Here is an 18,380-nt window from a genome sequence, read left to right on the forward strand (position 1 = left end):
ACGAAGGAGTGTGTATGGCTGTGGGATGGCGGCAGGCGTGGATCCTTGGATTACTGGCCGTGAATTCGCCGGCATGGGCTGCGAACAAGGTCAATCTGGATTACCACGTGCGCCTGTTGCCGCAGAGCGATCAGGCCGAAGTGCGCCTGACGCTCGCCCAGGGCTCGGCGGTACGCAGCCTGGATTTCGACCTTGGCGACGGCAGCCACTACAGCGATTTCAAGGCTGACGGCCAATGGCAACTGACCCCCGGCAAAGCGGCGCGCGGTGTCTGGCGTCCGGCTGCGGACAAGGCCAGCCTGACCTACCGCGTGAGTATCAGCCACGGGCGCAAGAGCGGCAGCTTCGACACGCGCATGACGCCAGGCTGGGCGTTGATGCGCGGCGACAATCTGGTGCCGGCTGCCAGACTCGATCAACAGGACGGCATCGAACTGGTTTCACGCCTTGAGTTCGAGCTGCCCGGTGGCTGGAAAAGCGTTGAAACCGCTTGGCCACGAATCGGCCCGAATAAATTCCGTATCGATAACCCTTCCCGACTGTTCGACCGGCCTACCGGCTGGATGCTCGCTGGTGAGCTCGGCAGTCGCCGCACTCGTCTGGGCGAGACCGAAGTCACAGTCGCCTCGCCGCTGGGGCAGGGCATGCGCCGTATGGATGTGCTGACGCTGCTGACCTTCGTCTGGCCGCAAGTGCAGGCGCTGTATCCGCGACACCCGGGCAAACTGCTGATCGTCGGGGCCAATGATCCAATGTGGCGCGGCAGCCAGTCGGCGCACGAGTCGATCTATCTCAACAGTCGCCTGCCGTTGGTCAGCGAAAGCGGCACCAGTGCCCTGGTCCGTGAGTTGGCCCAGGTGTTCGGGCGCGTCAAAGGCACCCGGCGCAGTGACTGGATCAGTGAGGGCTTTGCTGAGTATTACGCCATCGAACTGGTGCGTCGGGCTGGCGGCATGAGCGATGAGCGCTACGAGAGCCTGCATCGCAAATTGGTCAAGATCAGCCAGAAAGTCACCACGCTGCGCGGTGAGCGGATCAGCTCGACGCAGGTGGCCAGGGCGGTGGTGTTGCTGCAGGAACTGGACCGCGAGATTCGCCTGAAAACCCACAACAAGCGTTCGCTCGATGATGTGTTGCGCGGGGTGATGCGGATGGATAACGTTGATACCAAGGACTTTGTGCAGCTGTCGGAGAGTGTTATTGGCGACTCTTCCAAAGTCCTTGATACCGGTTTACTTCAGTGAGTCCGTCATCGCGAGCAAGCTCGCTCCCACAGTGATTGGGGGTGAACACAAATGTTGTGAGCGCCACATAACCCTGTGGGAGCGAGCTTGCTCGCGATGAGGCCAGTGGCTTCAGCGCAAATCCTGATTCAAACCCCGGCTTTCGGCGACTTCAAGGAATCATCGCCGGTAACGGTTGCGGTTTTGGTCGCCGCCTCGGCATTGGCCTTCAGCGTCTTCAACTCTTCACCCGCCCGCTGAATTTTCGCCCGCACGTTGTTCATGTCCTGACGGCTTTTCTCCAGCAGGCTTTTCGCCGAGCTGTGGCCGGTAATTCCACGCGCCAGGGCCACGCCGCCGATGGCCACCTGGATCAGGCCAAAGATCCCGCCACGCCGCAGTCCCTTGCCCACCATCACCACGCCACCGGCCAGGGAGCCAATGCGTTCCCAGCCCTGCACGTTTTGCTCGGAAGGGCTCTGGAACGGGGTGGATTCGATACGCTCGACGGGTTTGAGTTCGCTCATGGTCTGTCTCCAGGCTTCAGTGATCGATAGTCAAACTGACAGCCTGGGCGGGCAGCTCGTTCAATCGGATGTGTGGCGATTCAGCGGAATTTTGGTCCGGAGCGGGTATTGAGCCCCTTGGACATGCGGTCGTAGAGCACGACGTTGACCGTGGCGGCCAGGTTCATGCAACCGGTGGTCGGAATGTAGACCACGTCTTCGCACCAGTCGCGAATCTCTTTATCCAGCGATCCGTCTTCCGGGCCGAAGATGTAGAGCGCGCGATCCGGGTGGGTGTATTCCGGCAACGGGCGGGCGCCCTCGACCAGTTCCACGGCGACGGGCACACAATTGAGGGGCAGGATTTTCTTCAGGTCGTCGATGCCGATCAGCGGGATGTCGTAGTGCACGCGCTTGGTATCGGTGACGAAGTCTGCGGCGCGCTCATAGCGCTTGCCGGTGTAGAACACCGACGCCACGCCATAACAGCCAGCGGCGCGCATCACCGAACCGACGTTCTCCGGTGATTTGGGGTTATACAAACCAATGCAGCTGTACCGTTTGTCTGCCACGAGCGGGGTGCCTTTCGGGAAAAAAGCGGGATTATACGGGGATTGGGCGGCAGCGGTCAGTTTGGAGATTGGCGGTGGCAGGGCTATTGCCATCGCGGGCAAGCTCGCTCCCACATTTGATCTGTGTCGTTCACAAAATCAACTGTAGGAGCGAGCTTGCTCGCGATGAGGCCGGATCAGGCGCTGAAAATCTTCAGTCTTCTTTCTTCATCAACCCCGCCAACGCCGCAAACGGGTTGTGCGTAGCCTTGGCGATTTTCGGCGTGCTCAGCGAGCCTTCGTCGAAATACTGCTGGTCGGTATACCGTGAGTGTTCGTTATCGTGGCAGTACAGGCACAACAACTCCCAGTTCGAGCCGTCCTGCGGGTTGTTGTCGTGGTTGTGGTCGCGGTGGTGCACGGTCAGTTCGCTCAGGCGCTTGCCGGAGAACTCACGGGCGCAGCGGCCACAGACGTGCGGGTACATCTTCAGGGCCTTGTCGCGGTAGCCCATTTCCTTGTCGCGCTGGTTGTCGGCGAGGATGCGATCCAGCTTCGAAGTGTTGGTCGGGGTGGACGAACTCATGGGTTCACCTTTGTAGAAAGACTAATGACGGTTATAGGGTGAAGTTTAGCCTAGCCCTTGAGCTTCTCGGCAATCCAGATGGTGTGGCGGGTGCCCTTGTTGCCGTGGGCGAAGACCTGCACTTCCTCGGCCTTGAAACCCGCCTTCTTCAGTTTGTCGGAAAACTGCCGGTCAGCGCTGGCCGACCAGACGGCCAACACGCCTTTTGGTCTCAGGGCCTTGGCGCAGGTACTGAGGCCTGCGGCGGAGTAGAGCCAGCTGTTGGCTTTCTGGGTCAGGCCTTCGGGCCCGTTGTCGACGTCGAGCATGATGGCATCGAAACCCTGAGGCTCGGACTGCAGGACTTTGGCCACGTCTTCCATGCGAATCACGGTCCGCGGGTCTTGAAGCGGGTTTCCGGCTTTCTCGCCGAGTGGCCCGCGATTCCACTCCACAACGCCAGGCACTAATTCAGCGACCACCACTTCGGCAGTCTTGCCCAGGTGCCTGAGCGCCGAAGCGAGGGTGAAACCCATGCCCAGGCCGCCGATGAGCACCCGTGAACCCGGTCGGCCGGCGACCTTGCGACACGGGATCTCGGCCAGGGCATCTTCGGAGCCGTGCATGCGCGTGTTCATCAATTGTCCGCCGTCGCCGCCCTGGATCTTGATGACAAAATCCTCGCCGTATTCGAACAGGCACAGGGCGCCGCCGTTTTCAGGGATGGGGGTGGTGTCCAGCAGAACGAAACGTTTCATGGGGCTCACTTGAAGAAAATTGGCAGAACTCGGGAGGGCAAACAGACGCAGTTGGGAGTAGCCTGTTTATGACGACAAGGCCAACGGAGCCATTGATGAAGCGCACCATTCTAACGGTCATTGCCCTGGCCGCGCTCTCGATAACTGCAGTGCAGGCGCAACAGCTGCAATCGATTCCCGTAAGCCCCGCGCCGATACCCGGTTCGCCCGGCACCGCGACGCCCACGCCGTACCCGCAAATCAGCCCGGCGCCTTTGCCTAAAGTCGGCCCCGGCAGTAGCGGTCCGCCGTTGGTGCCGATTGAAATGCCCAGCCCGCCGATCAAGGACCAGCCTATACCGGGCCTGGAGCCCAATCCGCCGAAAACCAAATCGCCGGGCGGCTAGACCTGCTGCGAAAGCAGTTGACCGTCGGCCATGCGCAGTCGTTTGGAAAGGGAAACGGCGAGGGCGCGGATGATCTTGGCGGCGATTTTCGGTGCGTCGTTGAGCATCTTTTCCAGCGAGTCCTTGCCCAGGTTGAGCAACTGGCAGTTGCTTGCGGCCACGCAACTGGCCGAGCGCCGTTCGCCGTCGAGCACGGCCATTTCACCGAACGAGCGGCCGCTGCGCAACGTGGCGATGGTGACTCGCTGCCCGTCAGCGTTGGTTTTCTGCACCGCCACCTGACCGGTATGGATGATGCACATGAAACTGCCGGCATCGCCCTCCTGGAAGATTTCCTCGCCCTGGACAATGGTGCTGATACTGAAGTAGCCCGAAGCCGCGGCGAAGTCGGCTGGCTGCAGTTGATTGAACAGGCCGCAATCCATCAGCCAGTCGCGAATTTCGTTGTTCAGAAAGGTTGGTTCAGACATGTCGTCACGGTCTTTATTGTTGTGTCTGTTACTGGCTCGAATTTGAAGTCACCGAAAACCCCTTGTGGGAGCGAGCTTGCTCGCGATTGCGGCTTCACAGGCAACGGTAATGTTGAATGTGCTGACGCCATCGCGAGCAAGCTCTCTCCCACAGGGTACTGGTGTTGTATCGGCTACCAGTGTGTGGAATTAAGACCGGTTCATCGGCCCGGGTTCCTCAGGCCATGCCCAAAACCTTGAACAAAAATGCATATTCGAGTGCTACGTCACGCAATCCCTGATATCGACCGCTCATCCCGCCATGCCCGGCACCCAATTCAGTCTTGAGCAGCAGGGGATTGCTGTCGGTCTTTGTCGCGCGCAATTTCGCCACCCACTTGGCTGCTTCCCAATACTGCACGCGGCTGTCGTTGTAACCGGCGATCACCAGGGTTGCCGGATAAGCTTGCGCGGTGACATTTTCATACGGGGCGTAGGCCTTGATCCGATCATGGACGTCCGGCTCTTCAGGGTTGCCCCACTCGTCGTACTCCGTCACGGTCAATGGCAGATCAGGGTCGAGCATGGTGTTGAGTACGTCGACGAACGGCACTTCGGCGATGGCGGCGCCAAACAGCTCCGGCCGTTGGTTGAGCACCGCGCCGATCAGCAAGCCACCGGCGCTGCCGCCACTGATAGCCAACTGCGGTGCAGTGGTGAAGCCTTGGGCGATCAGGTGTTCGGCGCAGGCGATAAAGTCGCTGAAGGTGTTGTGCTTGTGCTCCTGCTTGCCGGCGCGATACCAGGCTTCCCCCAGTTCGCCGCCGCCACGCACGTGGGCAATGGCAAACGCCATGCCGCGATCCAGCAGACTCAGGCGCGCGTGGGAAAACCATGGGTCGAGGCTTTCGCCGTAGGCACCATAGCCGTAGAGGTACAGCGGCACGGGTTTGCCCAGGTCTGCGCGCTTGATCACCAGGCTGATGGGCACTTGCGTGCCGTCCGGCGCACTGGCCCACAGGCGTTGGCTGACGTAGGCGTCGGCATCGAACGGGCCGAGCACCGGGGTTTGCTTGAGGACTTTCTGCTCGCCGGTCGCCAGTTCAAGCTGGCGGATTTGCGCCGGACGGTTCAACGCTTCGTAGCGCAGGCGAATCCGGTTGCTTTCGAACTCCAGGCTGTTTTGCACGTGCAGGCTGTAGGCCGCATCCGGCAGTTGCACACGATAAGGCGCCAGGCTTTGTGGGTGAACTTCAATGACCGGCAAGCCGCCAACCCGCAGGCTCAGGGTCATGGCCCCGGTGTTAAGGCTGATGCCGTCGATCATCACGGTGTCGCTGTGGGGGATCAGGTTCTGCCAGTCGGCTTCGGTGGGCGCGACGCCGGTATCGACGGCCGTGTACAAGGCGAAATTGATGCCGTCACGGTTGCTGCGAATGAACCAGGTCCATTGACCATTGAGTACGCCGTGATCGACGTCGTACTCATGCTCCTCGACCCGTGGCGCGATGCAGGTAAAAGCGTGCTGCGGTTGGTTGGCGTCAAGCACCCAGGCTTCGCTGGTGGTCTTGCTGCCCACGGACAGCAGCAATTGCTGCTCGGAGCTTGAACGGTAGCAATGCATGAAGAAGCGCCCGTCCGGCTCATGGAAAACTTCTTCGGCCGCCGTGCCGTCCAGTCGATAGCGATACAGCTTGTGCGGACGATGGGTGTCATCCAGTTCGCCAAAGAATAGCGTCAGGCTATCGTTGGCCCAGGTCATGCTGCCGTCGCAGTCCTGGAATTCCAGCTCGCTGACACGGCCGTCGGACAATTCCTTCACGAACAGCGTGTAAATCTCCTCGCCGCTGGAGTCGATGCTGTAGGCCAGACGCTGGTGGTCCGGGCTGATGCTGAACGCCCCGAGCGAAAAGAAACCACCCTTGGCCAGTTCGTTGGGGTCCAGCAACAGTTGTTCGCGGCTTTCGTCGAGGGTCAGGCTGTCATCGGCCGGACGCGGGCAGCGGTAGTGCCTGGCGTACTCATCGCCTGCCGTGGTGCGGGTGTAATACAGATAGGGGCCCCATGGCGAGGGCAGGGACAGATCGGTCTCGAGAATCCGCCCCTTGATCTCTTGGAACAGGGTTTCGCGCAATGCGGCCTGGTCGGCGGTTTGCGCTTGCTGATAGCTGTTTTCGGCTTTCAGGTAGTCGAGCACTGCCTCGGTGTCGCGCTCTTGCAGCCAGGCATACGGGTCGGAGCCTTCAGCCTTGTGGGCAATCGGAGCGTCGTGAATGTTGGCGGATTGGGGCATGAAGGGCTCTCGAGCAGTGTACGGAATAGGTTTGGAACCTGTGGGAGCGAGCTTGCTCGCGATGAGGCCAGTACATCCAACATCAATGTTGACTGTCAGTCCGCCATCGCGAGCAAGCTCGCTCCCACAGGGTTCTATGTCTTGACCGAAGGCATTGATGCAGCCTGATGGGCGAAAAGCCGTTATCATAAGCGCCTCTTTGCCTGCCTTGCCATGGACACCATGACCGAGAACGACTATCTGATCGCTTGGGGCCTCTACGCCTTCGCCGCTTTAGGCTGCCTGTTGGTGTGGATGCGCTTGACCCGCTGGATGTGGCGTTGGCTGCGTGAGCCGCTACGGCTGGCGATGGTCGTGCTGCTGTTCAGCCCGACCATCATCGACCCGGTCAAGGACAAAATCGCACCGGCTCTCGCCATTACCGCGCTCGACCTGCTGTTCAAGGTCGGCAACAACGCCTGGCGGGCGATTTCCGATCTGTTCATGTACGGCATGATCGCGTTCGGCCTCTATCTGGTGCTGGTGGCGATCCGTTTCCCCATCGAGCGCGCCTCCAATGCCCGCAGGGAGCAGGCTGCCGCCGCCAAAGCCGCCGTCCGTGCCGACGAGCCCGAGGACGATCAACCGTTCGGCGGTGCCGGCGATGATCGTTATGGTCGTCCGCCCGTGCCGAGCACTCCTCAGCGGATGCGAGTCGAACCCCGTCTGTAACCTTGCCCCTGCGATTGAGCGAGAGTCCGAGCATGTGTGAGTTATTGGGCATGAGCGCCAATGTCCCGACCGATATCGTGTTCAGCTTCACCGGGCTGATGCAGCGCGGCGGACGCACCGGCCCGCACCGCGATGGCTGGGGCATTGCCTTCTATGAAGGCCGTGGACTGCGGCTGTTCCAGGACCCGGCGGCGAGCTGCGAGTCGGAGGTCGCGAACCTGGTGCAGCGCTATCCGATCAAGAGCGAAGTGGTGATCGGGCACATCCGCCAGGCCAACGTCGGCAAGGTCTCCCTGTCCAACACGCATCCGTTCGTCCGTGAGCTGTGGGGGCGCAACTGGTGTTTCGCCCATAACGGCCAGTTGGCGGACTTCCAGCCAGTGACCAGTTTCTATCGCCCGGTCGGCGATACCGACAGCGAAGCGGCTTTCTGCGATTTGCTCAACCGTGTGCGTGCGGCGTTCCCCGAGCCGGTCGAGGTCGAAGAGCTGCTGCCTGATCTGGTGGCAGCGTGCGCCGAATACCGCAGCAAAGGCGTGTTCAACTGCCTGCTCAGCGACGGTGACTGGCTGTTCTGCTATTGCTCGACCAAGCTGGCGCAAATCACCCGTCGTGCACCGTTTGGCCCGGCACGCTTGAAGGATGTCGACGTGATCGTCGACTTTCAGGCCGAAACCACGCCTAACGATGTGGTGACCGTCATCGCCACCGAACCCCTGACCGAAAACGAAACCTGGACCCGTTACGAACCGGGTCAATGGAGCCTGTGGCGACGCGGCGAATGTGTCAGCCAGGGCCAGACCGAATAAGGACTCCTTGCATGTTGCTCAGTTATCTACGGCTGGTGTTGTTTGCGGCGGGCCTGTTGATCGGTGTCCAGGTACCGGGCTTCATCAGCGATTACACCAAGCGGGTCGAGGCGCACCTGATCGAGGCGCAGGCCAGTCTGAGCGGCTTCCAGAACACCGCCAATCAGTTCTTCAAGGGTGACATGCAGGCTCTGGTCGCGCATTACCGCGCCAGCGAAGACCCGATCTTTCGCAGCGACGCCGACAGCCTGGGCAACCTGCTGACCCGTCAGGTGGCGCTGGACAAGCAATTCCAGGCGATGCAGGGCCCGTGGTACATCCGCTTCCTGCAAGTGGTGCTGGCCGCCGATCCGGATATCCGCAAGGAAACCTGGAATGGCTACAGCTACCAGATCCTGTTGACGCCCGAAGCGATGGTCTGGGGCATGAGCGGCGCGTTGCTGCTGTCGTTCGGGATCGAGTGCCTGTTCCGACTGATCGACTGGGTGGTGCTGGGCGGCAAGCGTCTGCGCCAGAGCCGGCCGATCGAAGAGCGGGATTTGCGCGGTTTGTAACACTGCGCGGTCCCTGTGGCGAGGGGGCTTGCCCCCGTTGGGTTGCGCAGCAGCCCCAAAACCAGATACCCCATTTTTCAGGTGTACTGCGTTTATCAGATTTACGACTGCTGCGCAGCCGAACGGGGGCAAGCCCCCTCGCCACAGGACGTCATCAGTCAGCCAGAGTGATGTAGTCGTCACCCACCTTCTGCGCATACCGCTCCACCACGTGCTGACACAACGTCACGATCTCCTCGACCCACTCCGCGCCAACCCGCCATGACACCACCACTTGCAGGTTGGGCGGGTGTTGGTCGATGGCCAGCAAGGTCAATTCCCCCCGCTCCAGTTCCTCGGCCACCAGCACCGGTGGCAATGCGCCGATGCCGAAGCCGTCGCGCAACAAACGGGTGATGGCCGACACCGAATTCACGCAGTTCAGTCGCGGTGTCATGACGCCATTGGCCTGCATCAGCGCCAGAACTTCCTGATGCGGATGGGAGTTTTTCGAATAAGTGATAATCCGCTCACGCGCCAGTTCGGCGACGTTTGTGTAATTGCGGTTGTAGATCGAGTTGCTGGCAACGATCCAGCCCATGGGGTGGCTGGCCAGTTCCAGGCTGCGCACGCTTTCCTGGCGCAGCAGGTCGGTCTGCAGGATCACATCGAGAAAGCCTTTTTGCAGCTGATCGCAGAGGTTGAGCGAGGTATCGGCTACCAGTTCGATTTCCACCAGCGGGTAGTGATCGGTCATCTGCGCCACCAACGGGCTGAGCCAGGTATGGATCACTGTGTCCATCACGCCGATGCGCACCCGTCCGGCCTTGCTCGAGCGGGTCTCGATCGACTGCTTGAGCGCCTGCATGGTGTCCATCATCTGCTCGGCGTAATCGAGCACCTTGAGGCCTTCGGGCGTCAGGCTCACGCCGCGCGAATCCCGCAGAAACAGCTTTACCCCCAGCTCGCTTTCAAGCACTGCGATGCGGCTGGAAATCGAGGCCTGAGTGGTGAAGAGCTTGTCGGCGGTCAGGCGGAAACTCTTGAGTCGGGCGACCCAGACAAAGGTCTCGAGAAACTTCAGGTTCATGGGATAAAGATTTCTTATGTCTAAGGCGGGTTTTTATTAGTTGGACGCAGCAGGGGCGCGCGTCCAAAAATCGGCGCATCCGGTTCCCACGATAGGCGTCGTCGGGGCTCAGAACAATACCAATAAAATCAGCGCGGAGATTTGCCATGAGTGCGCCCGACACCACCGCCATTCCGAAAGCCTCGGCCCGTCCGGGACCTTTCGACTGGTATCGCAACATCAATCAGCAGGAACGCCGCACCTTCTGGAGCTGCAAGATCGGCTATGGCCTGGACGGCATGGACACCCAGATGCTCAGCTTTGTGGTGCCAACCCTGATTGCCATGTGGGGTATCACCACCGGCCAGGCCGGGCTGATTCACACCAGCACGCTGATCGCTTCGGCCATCGGCGGCTGGGTAGCGGGGATTCTCTCCGATCGCATCGGTCGTGTGCGCACCTTGCAATTGACGGTGTTGTGGTTTGCCTTCTTCACCTTCCTCTGCGGCTTTGCCCAGAGCTACGAGCAACTGCTGATTGCACGGACCCTGATGGGCTTCGGTTTCGGCGGTGAGTGGACGGCCGGCGCGGTGCTGATCGGTGAAGTCATTCGAGCCAAGGACCGTGGCAAGGCCGTGGGCATGGTGCAGTCCGGCTGGGCGCTGGGTTGGGGGTTGACGGCGATTCTGTATGCGCTGCTGTTCTCGGTATTGCCACCGGAAGACGCCTGGCGCGCGCTGTTCATCCTCGGCATCGTGCCGGCAATCTTCGTGATATTCGTCCGCCGCCTGGTCAAGGACCCGGAAATCTATCGTGAAGCCAAAGCCAGGCAGGAGCCGAGCAACCCGTCGAAGTTCTACGAGATTTTCGCCCCCGGCATGCTCTTCACCACGATTCGCGCTTCGTTGCTGACTACCGGCGCCCTGGGCGGCTACTACGCGATCACGTCCTGGTTGCCGACTTTCCTGAAGAACGAACGCGGTTTGAGCGTGCTCAATACCAGCGGTTATCTGGCGATGGTGATCGTCGGGTCCTACGTGGGTTATGTCATCAGCGCCTATTTGACCGACATCCTCGGACGTAAAAAGAACTTCATCCTGTTCGCCGTCGGCTCGTTCACCATTGTGTTGCTGTACACGCAACTGCCGGTCAGCAACGGCGTGATGCTGTGGCTGGGCTTTCCGCTGGGCTTTTTTGCCTCCGGGATCTTCAGTGGCATGGGTGCATTCCTGACCGAGTTGTTCCCCACGCGCATTCGCGGTTCGGGCCAGGGTTTTTGCTACAACATCGGACGGGCGCTGGCGGCGTTGTTTCCACTGTTGATTGGCCTGCTCAGCCAGACCGTGCCGCTGAGTGTAGGCATCGGTGCCTTTGCGGCGGTTTCCTACGGCGTGGTGATCCTCGCGGCCTTGAGTTTGCCGGAAACCCGTGGCAAGCAACTCGACGCCCAGTAACTGATAATCTGCGGGGCTGTCTTACGGATATGTCCCGCAGCTAAAAAGAATAAAGCCTACAGGAGTGTTCAGTGTGAGCCGCCTGCTATTGAACTGCGACATCGGCGAGAGTTTCGGCAGCTGGACCATGGGTCTGGACGCGGAAATCATGCCCTTCATCGATTGCGCCAACGTTGCCTGCGGTTTTCACGCCGGCGACCCGAGCATCATGCGCAAGACCGTCAGCCTGGCCCTCAGCCACGGTGTGCAAGTTGGCGCGCATCCGGCCTATCAGGACCTGGTGGGGTTCGGCCGCCGCTCCATGGCCTATGCCCCCCAGGAACTTCAAGACATTCTGCATTACCAGATCGGCGCCCTCGACGGCATCTGCCGGGCCCAGGGCGGTCGTGTCAGTTACGTCAAACCCCATGGCGCGATGTACAACGACATGATGGCCAACCCGGCACAACTGCGCGCGGTGCTGCAAGCGGTAGCGTCCTATGATCGCAACCTGCCGTTGATGTTGATGGCCACCCGCGACAACAGCGCCGCCCAACAACTGGGCGATGAATACGGCGTGACCCTGTGGTTCGAGGCTTTTGCCGACCGCGCTTATGACAGCGCCGGCAGGCTGGTGTCGCGACAACTGCCGGGAGCGGTGCATCACGATCCGGAAAAAATCATCGAGCAGGCGCTGACCATTGCCCGTGGCGATCCGCTCACCGCCAGCGATGGCAGCGCCCTGCATTTGCAGGCCAACACTCTTTGCGTGCACGGCGACAACGCCAGTTCGGTCGCTGCCGTGCAACGCATCCGTGAAGCCTTGAACCGGCAGAGCGCGTCATGAAGCTGCGGGTGGAAGTGGTGGCGCTGGATTGCCTGATGGTGCGCCTGTTCGATGAAATTGCCGAAACCAACATGCCGTGGATGCTGGCGGCCAGTGAAAGTCTGCGCACGGCATTTGCCGGGCATCTGATCGATCTGGTGCCGTCCTACACCACCTTGATGGTGCATTACGACTTGACCGCGCTGAGTCCCGCCCAGGCCAGGGAGTTGATTGCCCAGGCACTGATCGATCTGTCGCCCAATGCGCGTACGCGCGGTACCTGCCATGTGTTGCCGGTGTGGTACGACTTGAGCGTCGGTCCGGAATTGAGCCTGTTGTCGCAACGTAGCGGGTTGGCGGTGGAGGAGGTGATCCGTCGTCACTGCGAGCGTGAATATCAGGTGTTTGCCCTGGGCTTTGCGCCGGGCTTCGCTTTCATGGGGCTGGTGGAAGAGGTGCTCGCCGCGCCGCGTCTGAACACGCCCCGCAAGAAAGTCGCCGCCGGCAGTGTCGGCATCGCCGAACGGCAAACGGCGGCCTACCCGGTGGTGTCGCCGGGGGGCTGGAACCTGATCGGCCGCACGCCGGCCAAATTGTTCGATCGCAACCGTGACGGCTACAGCCTGATGCAACCCGGTGACACCGTACGGTTTGAAGCAGTCGGCCATGCCGAATTCATTAACCTGGGCGGTGACGATACGCCACTGGAGGCCCAGGCATGAGCCGTCTGACCATTGAAGCGAGTACGGCGCTGTGCCTGTTGCAGGATGCCGGTCGATTTGGCGTGCGGCATCTGGGCGTGACCCAGGGCGGAGCCGCCGATTGGCGTTCGATGTCCTGGGCCAACTGGCTGCTGGGCAACGGGCTGGATGCGCCGGTAATCGAAATCACCCTTGGCGGATTCACCCTCGTGGCCGAGGAAGATTGCGTGCTGGCCTTGGCCGGAGCGGATCTTGGCGCGCAGGTGGACGGCGAAGCGCTGGCGCCATGGCGCAGTTTCAGGTTGCACAAAGGTCAGCGTTTGCAATTCACCCGACCGCTACTCGGCGCCCGGGCCTATCTGGCGGCGCCGGGTGGGTTTGATGCAGCGAAAGTGCTGGGCAGCAGCGCGACGGTGGTCCGTGAAGAACTGGGTGGCCTGGACGGAATGGGCCATGCGCTGGGTGAAGGCGCGTCCTTGAGCTACTCGGGGAACTCGCTGGTATTGCTGCGGGAGTTGCCAAGCCAATGCGTGCCGGACTTCACCGGCGAGCCATTGCTGGATCTGGTGCTGGGTGCGCAGATTGGCGAGTTCAGCGGGCAGAGTCTGTTCGATGCGTTCAACAGCGTGTGGAGTCTTGACAGCCGAGCCGATCGGATGGGCATTCGCCTGTTGGGCACGGCGCTGCAGTACCAGGGCAAACCGATGATTTCCGAAGGTATTCCGTTGGGGGCGGTGCAAGTGCCGCCTGACGGGCAGCCGATTGTGTTGCTCAATGATCGACAGACCATCGGTGGTTATCCGCGATTGGGGGCGTTGACACCGTTGGCACTGGCGCGGCTTGCGCAGTGCCTGCCGGGGGCGCGGGTGCGGTTGCGGCCGGTGGTGCAGGATGTGGCGCATCGAGAACAGGTCGAGTATTTGCGGCGCTTTTTGAAAGGCTAAAAGCATCGCGAGCAAGCCCGCTCCCACATTGGATCTTTGCCGTACATAAGACCCTGTGGGAGCGAGCTTGCTCGCGATGGCGTCAGTCCAGACAGCAGAACTACTTGGACAGAAACCGCATCCCTTCCTCCAGCCCGCGAAGGGTCAGCGGATACATCTGGTCCTCAATCAAATCCCGCACGATGTTGGTCGAAGAGGTATAGCCCCACGTGTCCTTCGGATACGGATTGATCCAGATGAGTTTCTTGTACTTCTCCTTGAACCGCTGCATCCACACGTAACCGGCTTCTTCGTTCCAGTGCTCGACGCTGCCGCCCGCCTGGGTGATTTCATAGGGTGCCATGGCGGCGTCACCGATGAAGATCACTTTGTAGTCGGCACCATACTTGTGCAGCAGGTCCATGGTCGAAGTACGCTCGGAGGTGCGGCGCATGTTGTTCTTCCACACCGATTCATAAATGAAGTTGTGGAAGTAGAAGTATTCCAGATGCTTGAACTCGGTCTTGCAGGCCGAGAACAGCTCCTCGCAAATCTTCACATGGGCGTCCATCGAGCCGCCGATGTCGAACAGGAGCAACAGCTTGACGGTGTTACGCCGCTCCGGCCGCATCTGGATGTTCAGCAGGCCGGCATCCTTGGCGGTATGGTCGATGGTGCCATCGATGTCCAGCTCTTCGGCCGCGCCCTGACGGGCGAACTTGCGCAAGCGCCGCAGGGCGACCTTGATGTTGCGGGTGCCCAGCTCGACCGAATCGTCGAGGTTCTTGTATTCGCGCTGGTCCCAGACCTTGACCGCCTTGCCCTGGCGCTTGCCAGCATCGCCGACCCGAATACCTTCCGGGTTGAAACCGCCGGAACCGAACGGGCTGGTGCCACCGGTGCCGATCCACTTGTTGCCACCGGCGTGGCGTTCCTTCTGTTCTTCCAGGCGTTTCTTGAACTCTTCGATCAGTTTGTCCAGGCCGCCCAGGGACTGGATCGCCGCCCGCTCTTCGTCGGTCAGCGAACGCTCGAATTCCTTGCGCAGCCAGTCTTCGGGAATCAAGGCCTGCAAGTGGTCGTCGAGTTTTTCAAGGCCATTGAAGTAGGCACCGAACGCCCGGTCGAACTTGTCGAAATGCTTTTCGTCCTTCACCAGGATCGCCCGGGACAGGTAATAGAACTCGTCCATGTCGGCGAAGGTCACGCGTTGTTTCAGCGCGTTGATCAGGTCCAGCAGCTCACGCACCGAGACCGGCACCTTGGCTGCACGCATTTCATTGAACAGGTTGAGCAACATGGCGTTGACCCTTATCGGCTGCCGCGACGGCTCATGAACGCCAGACGCTCCAGCAGTTGCACGTCCTGTTCGTTCTTGACCAGCGCACCGGCCAGCGGCGGGATGGCCTTGGTCGGATCACGCTCGCGCAGCACCGCTTCGCCGATGTTGTCGGCCATCAATAGCTTCAGCCAGTCCACCAGCTCGGAGGTCGAAGGCTTCTTCTTCAGGCCCGGCACCTTGCGTACGTCGAAGAACACGTCCAGCGCTTCGCTGACCAGGTCTTTCTTGATGTCCGGGTAGTGCACGTCGACGATCCGCTGCATCGTCACGCGATCCGGGAAAGCGATGTAGTGGAAGAAGCAGCGGCGCAGGAACGCATCCGGCAGCTCTTTTTCGTTGTTGGAGGTAATGATGATGATCGGGCGTTTCTTCGCCTTGATGGTCTCGTCGATCTCGTAAACGTAGAACTCCATCTTGTCGAGTTCTTGCAGCAAGTCGTTCGGGAATTCGATGTCGGCCTTGTCGATTTCGTCGATCAGCAGGATGACTCGTTCTTCGGATTCGAAGGCTTCCCAGAGCTTGCCCTTTTTCAGGTAGTTGCGAACGTCGTGGACCTTTTCCGTGCCGAGCTGCGAATCGCGCAGGCGGCTGACCGCGTCGTACTCGTACAGGCCCTGGTGGGCCTTGGTGGTGGATTTGATGTGCCAGGTGATCAGCTTGGCGCCAAAGGATTCGGCCAGTTGCTCGGCGAGCATGGTCTTGCCGGTGCCCGGTTCGCCCTTGACCAGCAACGGCCGCTCCAGGGTGATGGCGGCGTTGACCGCCAGCTTCAGGTCATCGGTGGCGACGTAGGCCTGGGTGCCTTCGAACTTCATCTGCTAATCCTCGAACGGTAACGCCGACCTGTACGAGGCAGGGCGGGGGGCAATAAAAGAGTCAGCCCCGACTATAACGCGGTGTCCGGTCGACTGTGAACGCAGACGGCTTATTCAGTCTCTGAATGGGGCGTCACTTGGTGACTCAGCCTGCATCCGGCTTTGGCCGTTCATACCGCGCATTGAATGCCTGGATGAAACCATTGCGTAAAATCTGTAAAAAAGCCTGGAATGCGCTGACATCTTGCTGATGCACGTTACCCTTGAGCTCGACCCGTGTCGCAAACTGGTTTTTGCCCTGGTTTTTCAAGACGGTCTCGGTACCGCCGACGAGGGCTTCCCAAATCGAGCGGAATAGCCCTTTGTCCTCGCTTTGCACATCCTGCTGCCAGTTGAACACATCGACATCGCGCAGCAGCGGCTTGATGTAGCCGGTCAGTCGCCCCTTGTTGGCTGTGGCTTCGATCACCACGTCGCCATGGCCGGCATTGAAGTCGAACTTGCCGTAGGCCGCGGCGAAGTCGTTCAAGCGCTTGAGCTCGATATCCGTGGTGCGCAAGCGAAACTCGAAGTCTTCGAAGTCGCTCAAGGGATCGAAAGTGGCCGTGGTTTCCAGTGGCGCGTGCCCCAGCAGCAGGGCTTTGCCTTCGAAGCGCGCATCACGCTTGCCTTTGGTGTCGACCACGTTGGTCAGGTTGTAGATGTTGGCATCCACTTTTGTGGCATTCATGTTCACGGGTGGCTTGGAGTTGAAGTTGCGAAAACTGATCTTGCCGTCGTTGATCCGCACTTCGTTCAGGGTAATGGGCAGCAGCTTGCCTAATTGTGCTCGCCAGTCGGTACCCTCGCCGGTCTGGGAATTTTGCTTGTTGGCGCCATCGACGAAGTTGACCTCGGGTTTGTCGAACTGCGCCTCGGCCACCACTGCGTGGTCATACCAGAGCGAGTGCCAGCTGACGGAGAGGTCAATCAATGGCGCATTGACGAAAGGCACAGGGACCTTGCCATTGACCTTGACGATTTTCAGTCCATTGATTTTGTAGGCGCCGCGCCACAGGGCCAGGTCCACGTCGGTAATCTGGCCGCGGTAGTCACCCATGTTCGCCAATCTCTCGTTGAGGTAGTCGCGCACGATGTAGGGCAGGGCAATGTGCAAGGCAACCAGCAGCAGACCGAGGCCGGCTAGAGTCCACAGGGGCCAGCTGTATCGACGTTTCATGGCGGCAAATCTCTGGCTGTCTAAAGCCATTGACTGCACTGATAAGCGGACGTTCGACCCGACTGGACGCCTGCGGGCAAGAGGCTTACCTTGATGCCCTATTTCAATGCTGTCGTTAAGGACCCAGCCATGAGCCGCATTTTCGCTGACAACGCCCACTCCATCGGTAATACGCCGCTGGTGCAGATCAATCGCATTGCGCCGCGTGGTGTGACCATCCTGGTCAAGATCGAAGGGCGCAACCCCGGTTACTCGGTCAAGTGCCGGATCGGTGCGAACATGATCTGGGATGCCGAGGGCAGCGGCAAACTCAAGCCGGGGATGACCATCGTAGAACCCACCTCCGGCAATACCGGCATCGGCCTGGCCTTCGTGGCCGCCGCCCGTGGCTACAAGCTGATGCTGACCATGCCGGCGTCCATGAGTATCGAACGCCGCAAGGTACTCAAGGCACTGGGCGCCGAACTGGTGTTGACCGAGCCGGCCAAAGGCATGAAAGGCGCCATCGAGAAAGCCGGTGAAATCGTTGCCGGCGACCCGTCGAAGTACTTCATGCCGGCGCAATTCGATAACCCGGCCAACCCGGCCATCCACGAAAAAACCACCGGCCCGGAAATCTGGAACGATACCGACGGCGCGGTCGACGTGCTGGTGGCAGGCGTCGGAACCGGTGGAACCATCACCGGGGTTTCACGGTATATCAAGAATACCCAGGGCAAACCGATACTCTCGGTGGCGGTGGAACCAGTGGTGTCGCCGGTGATCACCCAGGCCCTGGCCGGTGAAGAAATCAAGCCGAGCCCGCACAAGATCCAGGGCATCGGTGCCGGTTTTGTGCCGAAGAACCTCGATTTGTCGATTGTCGATCGGGTGGAACTGGTCAGTGACGAAGAGTCCAAGGCCATGGCCTTGCGCTTGATGCAGGAAGAGGGAATCTTGTGCGGGATTTCCAGCGGCGCCGCCATGGCGGTGGCCGTAAGACTGGCGGAGACCCCGGAAATGCAGGGCAAGACCTTTGTCGTGATCTTGCCGGATTCCGGTGAGCGTTACCTGTCGAGCATGCTGTTCAGTGATCTGTTTACCGAACAGGAGAATCGCCAGTAAGTGCCAGATATTGGCGGATCGTGGCTGGCGCTGACGGTTGAGGCGTTATCGCTGGTTGCGATCCATTGATCTGTTCCGGTTGATGATGGATTGCATCAGCCAGCGTTCAGGCACCTTATGTTAATAAGTGCTTTGTTGCACATTCATTAACATTGAATGTTGAA

At 60.2% G+C, this 18,380-nt stretch carries 20 protein-coding genes; 10 read left to right on the top strand and 10 right to left on the bottom strand.

Annotated elements, in window-relative coordinates; translation table 11 throughout:
- Positions 1 to 14 precede the first annotated feature (14 nt).
- A complete protein-coding gene (locus AC1Q6Y_RS26295; protein WP_492625482.1) occupies positions 15 to 1,244 on the top strand; it encodes a hypothetical protein in 1,230 nt (409 codons plus the stop codon).
- A 128-nt stretch (positions 1,245 to 1,372) separates the two neighbouring features.
- On the opposite strand, the gene AC1Q6Y_RS26300 is transcribed toward AC1Q6Y_RS26295, so the two are convergent.
- The 4 genes from AC1Q6Y_RS26300 to AC1Q6Y_RS26315 form a co-directional block, all read right to left on the bottom strand.
- A complete protein-coding gene (locus tag AC1Q6Y_RS26300; RefSeq protein ID WP_492625483.1) occupies positions 1,373 to 1,750 on the bottom strand; it encodes a YgaP family membrane protein in 378 nt (125 codons plus the stop codon).
- An 80-nt stretch (positions 1,751 to 1,830) separates the two neighbouring features.
- Positions 1,831 to 2,301 carry an RNA methyltransferase gene (locus AC1Q6Y_RS26305; protein WP_007993783.1) on the bottom strand — a complete coding sequence of 157 codons (471 nt, stop codon included), beginning with the start codon at positions 2,299 to 2,301 and terminating at the stop codon, positions 1,831 to 1,833.
- A 193-nt stretch (positions 2,302 to 2,494) separates the two neighbouring features.
- Entirely contained in the window at positions 2,495 to 2,866 is a 372-nt protein-coding gene (locus tag AC1Q6Y_RS26310) for a YajD family HNH nuclease (RefSeq protein WP_007898702.1), read from the bottom strand.
- Positions 2,867 to 2,916: 50 nt separating this feature from the next.
- Complete coding sequence (locus AC1Q6Y_RS26315) at positions 2,917 to 3,603, bottom strand: spermidine synthase (protein ID WP_492625484.1); 687 nt, start codon at positions 3,601 to 3,603, stop codon at positions 2,917 to 2,919.
- 95 nt (positions 3,604 to 3,698) lie between these two features.
- Between AC1Q6Y_RS26315 and AC1Q6Y_RS26320 the strand changes: the two genes are divergently transcribed.
- Positions 3,699 to 3,989: a hypothetical protein gene (locus AC1Q6Y_RS26320; RefSeq protein ID WP_057716000.1), complete on the top strand. Its 291-nt coding sequence runs from the start codon at positions 3,699 to 3,701 to the stop codon at positions 3,987 to 3,989.
- Here the strand turns inward: AC1Q6Y_RS26320 and AC1Q6Y_RS26325 are convergent.
- Both AC1Q6Y_RS26325 and AC1Q6Y_RS26330 read right to left on the bottom strand, forming a co-directional pair.
- The gene (locus AC1Q6Y_RS26325) at positions 3,986 to 4,459 is read right to left on the bottom strand and encodes a Crp/Fnr family transcriptional regulator (protein ID WP_492625485.1); all 474 of its coding nucleotides are present in this window, start codon (positions 4,457 to 4,459) and stop codon (positions 3,986 to 3,988) included. The two genes, AC1Q6Y_RS26320 and AC1Q6Y_RS26325, sit on opposite strands and share 4 nt — an antisense overlap.
- 217 nt (positions 4,460 to 4,676) lie before the next feature.
- Complete coding sequence (locus AC1Q6Y_RS26330) at positions 4,677 to 6,731, bottom strand: S9 family peptidase (RefSeq protein ID WP_492588637.1); 2,055 nt, start codon at positions 6,729 to 6,731, stop codon at positions 4,677 to 4,679.
- Positions 6,732 to 6,944: 213 nt separating this feature from the next.
- Here AC1Q6Y_RS26330 and AC1Q6Y_RS26335 point away from each other — a divergent pair, with 213 nt between their 5' ends.
- From AC1Q6Y_RS26335 to AC1Q6Y_RS26345, 3 genes are read left to right on the top strand one after another with little or no spacing between them, the layout of a single operon-like run.
- Entirely contained in the window at positions 6,945 to 7,442 is a 498-nt protein-coding gene (locus AC1Q6Y_RS26335; RefSeq protein ID WP_057715997.1) for a hypothetical protein, read from the top strand.
- A 32-nt stretch (positions 7,443 to 7,474) separates the two neighbouring features.
- Positions 7,475 to 8,251 (top strand): class II glutamine amidotransferase, encoded by a 777-nt coding sequence (locus tag AC1Q6Y_RS26340; protein WP_057715996.1) that lies wholly within the window; start codon positions 7,475 to 7,477, stop codon positions 8,249 to 8,251.
- A gap of 11 nt (positions 8,252 to 8,262) precedes the next feature.
- Positions 8,263 to 8,805, top strand: coding sequence for a DUF2937 family protein (locus AC1Q6Y_RS26345; protein ID WP_057715995.1), 543 nt, complete (start codon positions 8,263 to 8,265; stop codon positions 8,803 to 8,805).
- Positions 8,806 to 8,959: 154 nt separating this feature from the next.
- On the opposite strand, the gene AC1Q6Y_RS26350 is transcribed toward AC1Q6Y_RS26345, so the two are convergent.
- The gene (locus AC1Q6Y_RS26350; protein ID WP_492588635.1) at positions 8,960 to 9,874 is read right to left on the bottom strand and encodes a LysR family transcriptional regulator; all 915 of its coding nucleotides are present in this window, start codon (positions 9,872 to 9,874) and stop codon (positions 8,960 to 8,962) included.
- Between the two features lie 146 nt (positions 9,875 to 10,020).
- On the opposite strand from AC1Q6Y_RS26350, the gene AC1Q6Y_RS26355 reads away from it, so the two are divergent.
- The 4 genes from AC1Q6Y_RS26355 to AC1Q6Y_RS26370 all read left to right on the top strand — a co-directional run bounded on the left by AC1Q6Y_RS26355 (position 10,021) and on the right by AC1Q6Y_RS26370 (position 13,757).
- The gene (locus AC1Q6Y_RS26355) at positions 10,021 to 11,307 is read left to right on the top strand and encodes an MFS transporter (RefSeq protein ID WP_057715993.1); all 1,287 of its coding nucleotides are present in this window, start codon (positions 10,021 to 10,023) and stop codon (positions 11,305 to 11,307) included.
- 73 nt (positions 11,308 to 11,380) lie between these two features.
- Positions 11,381 to 12,133 carry a 5-oxoprolinase subunit PxpA gene (locus tag AC1Q6Y_RS26360; protein WP_340314892.1) on the top strand — a complete coding sequence of 251 codons (753 nt, stop codon included), beginning with the start codon at positions 11,381 to 11,383 and terminating at the stop codon, positions 12,131 to 12,133.
- Positions 12,130 to 12,834, top strand: a complete 705-nt coding sequence (locus tag AC1Q6Y_RS26365; protein ID WP_154860798.1) for a 5-oxoprolinase subunit B family protein — start codon at positions 12,130 to 12,132, stop codon at positions 12,832 to 12,834. The genes AC1Q6Y_RS26360 and AC1Q6Y_RS26365 overlap by 4 nt, the downstream gene beginning before the upstream one ends.
- On the top strand, positions 12,831 to 13,757 hold the full coding sequence (locus AC1Q6Y_RS26370) for a 5-oxoprolinase subunit C family protein (RefSeq protein WP_492625486.1): 927 nt from the start codon (positions 12,831 to 12,833) through the stop codon (positions 13,755 to 13,757). The genes AC1Q6Y_RS26365 and AC1Q6Y_RS26370 overlap by 4 nt, the downstream gene beginning before the upstream one ends.
- 100 nt (positions 13,758 to 13,857) lie before the next feature.
- On the opposite strand, the gene AC1Q6Y_RS26375 is transcribed toward AC1Q6Y_RS26370, so the two are convergent.
- The 3 genes from AC1Q6Y_RS26375 to AC1Q6Y_RS26385 all read right to left on the bottom strand — a co-directional run bounded on the left by AC1Q6Y_RS26375 (position 13,858) and on the right by AC1Q6Y_RS26385 (position 17,142).
- Positions 13,858 to 15,036, bottom strand: a complete 1,179-nt coding sequence (locus AC1Q6Y_RS26375) for a vWA domain-containing protein (RefSeq protein WP_008055445.1) — start codon at positions 15,034 to 15,036, stop codon at positions 13,858 to 13,860.
- 11 nt (positions 15,037 to 15,047) lie between these two features.
- Entirely contained in the window at positions 15,048 to 15,893 is an 846-nt protein-coding gene (locus tag AC1Q6Y_RS26380; protein ID WP_057715989.1) for an AAA family ATPase, read from the bottom strand.
- Positions 15,894 to 16,038: 145 nt separating this feature from the next.
- Entirely contained in the window at positions 16,039 to 17,142 is a 1,104-nt protein-coding gene (locus AC1Q6Y_RS26385) for a DUF748 domain-containing protein (protein ID WP_492625487.1), read from the bottom strand.
- 99 nt (positions 17,143 to 17,241) lie between these two features.
- Here AC1Q6Y_RS26385 and cysK point away from each other — a divergent pair, with 99 nt between their 5' ends.
- On the top strand, positions 17,242 to 18,216 hold the full coding sequence (gene cysK / locus AC1Q6Y_RS26390; RefSeq protein ID WP_057715987.1) for a cysteine synthase A: 975 nt from the start codon (positions 17,242 to 17,244) through the stop codon (positions 18,214 to 18,216).
- Positions 18,217 to 18,380 lie beyond the last annotated feature (164 nt).

The organism is Pseudomonas sp. GW823-FHT06E10 (assembly GCF_058794995.1).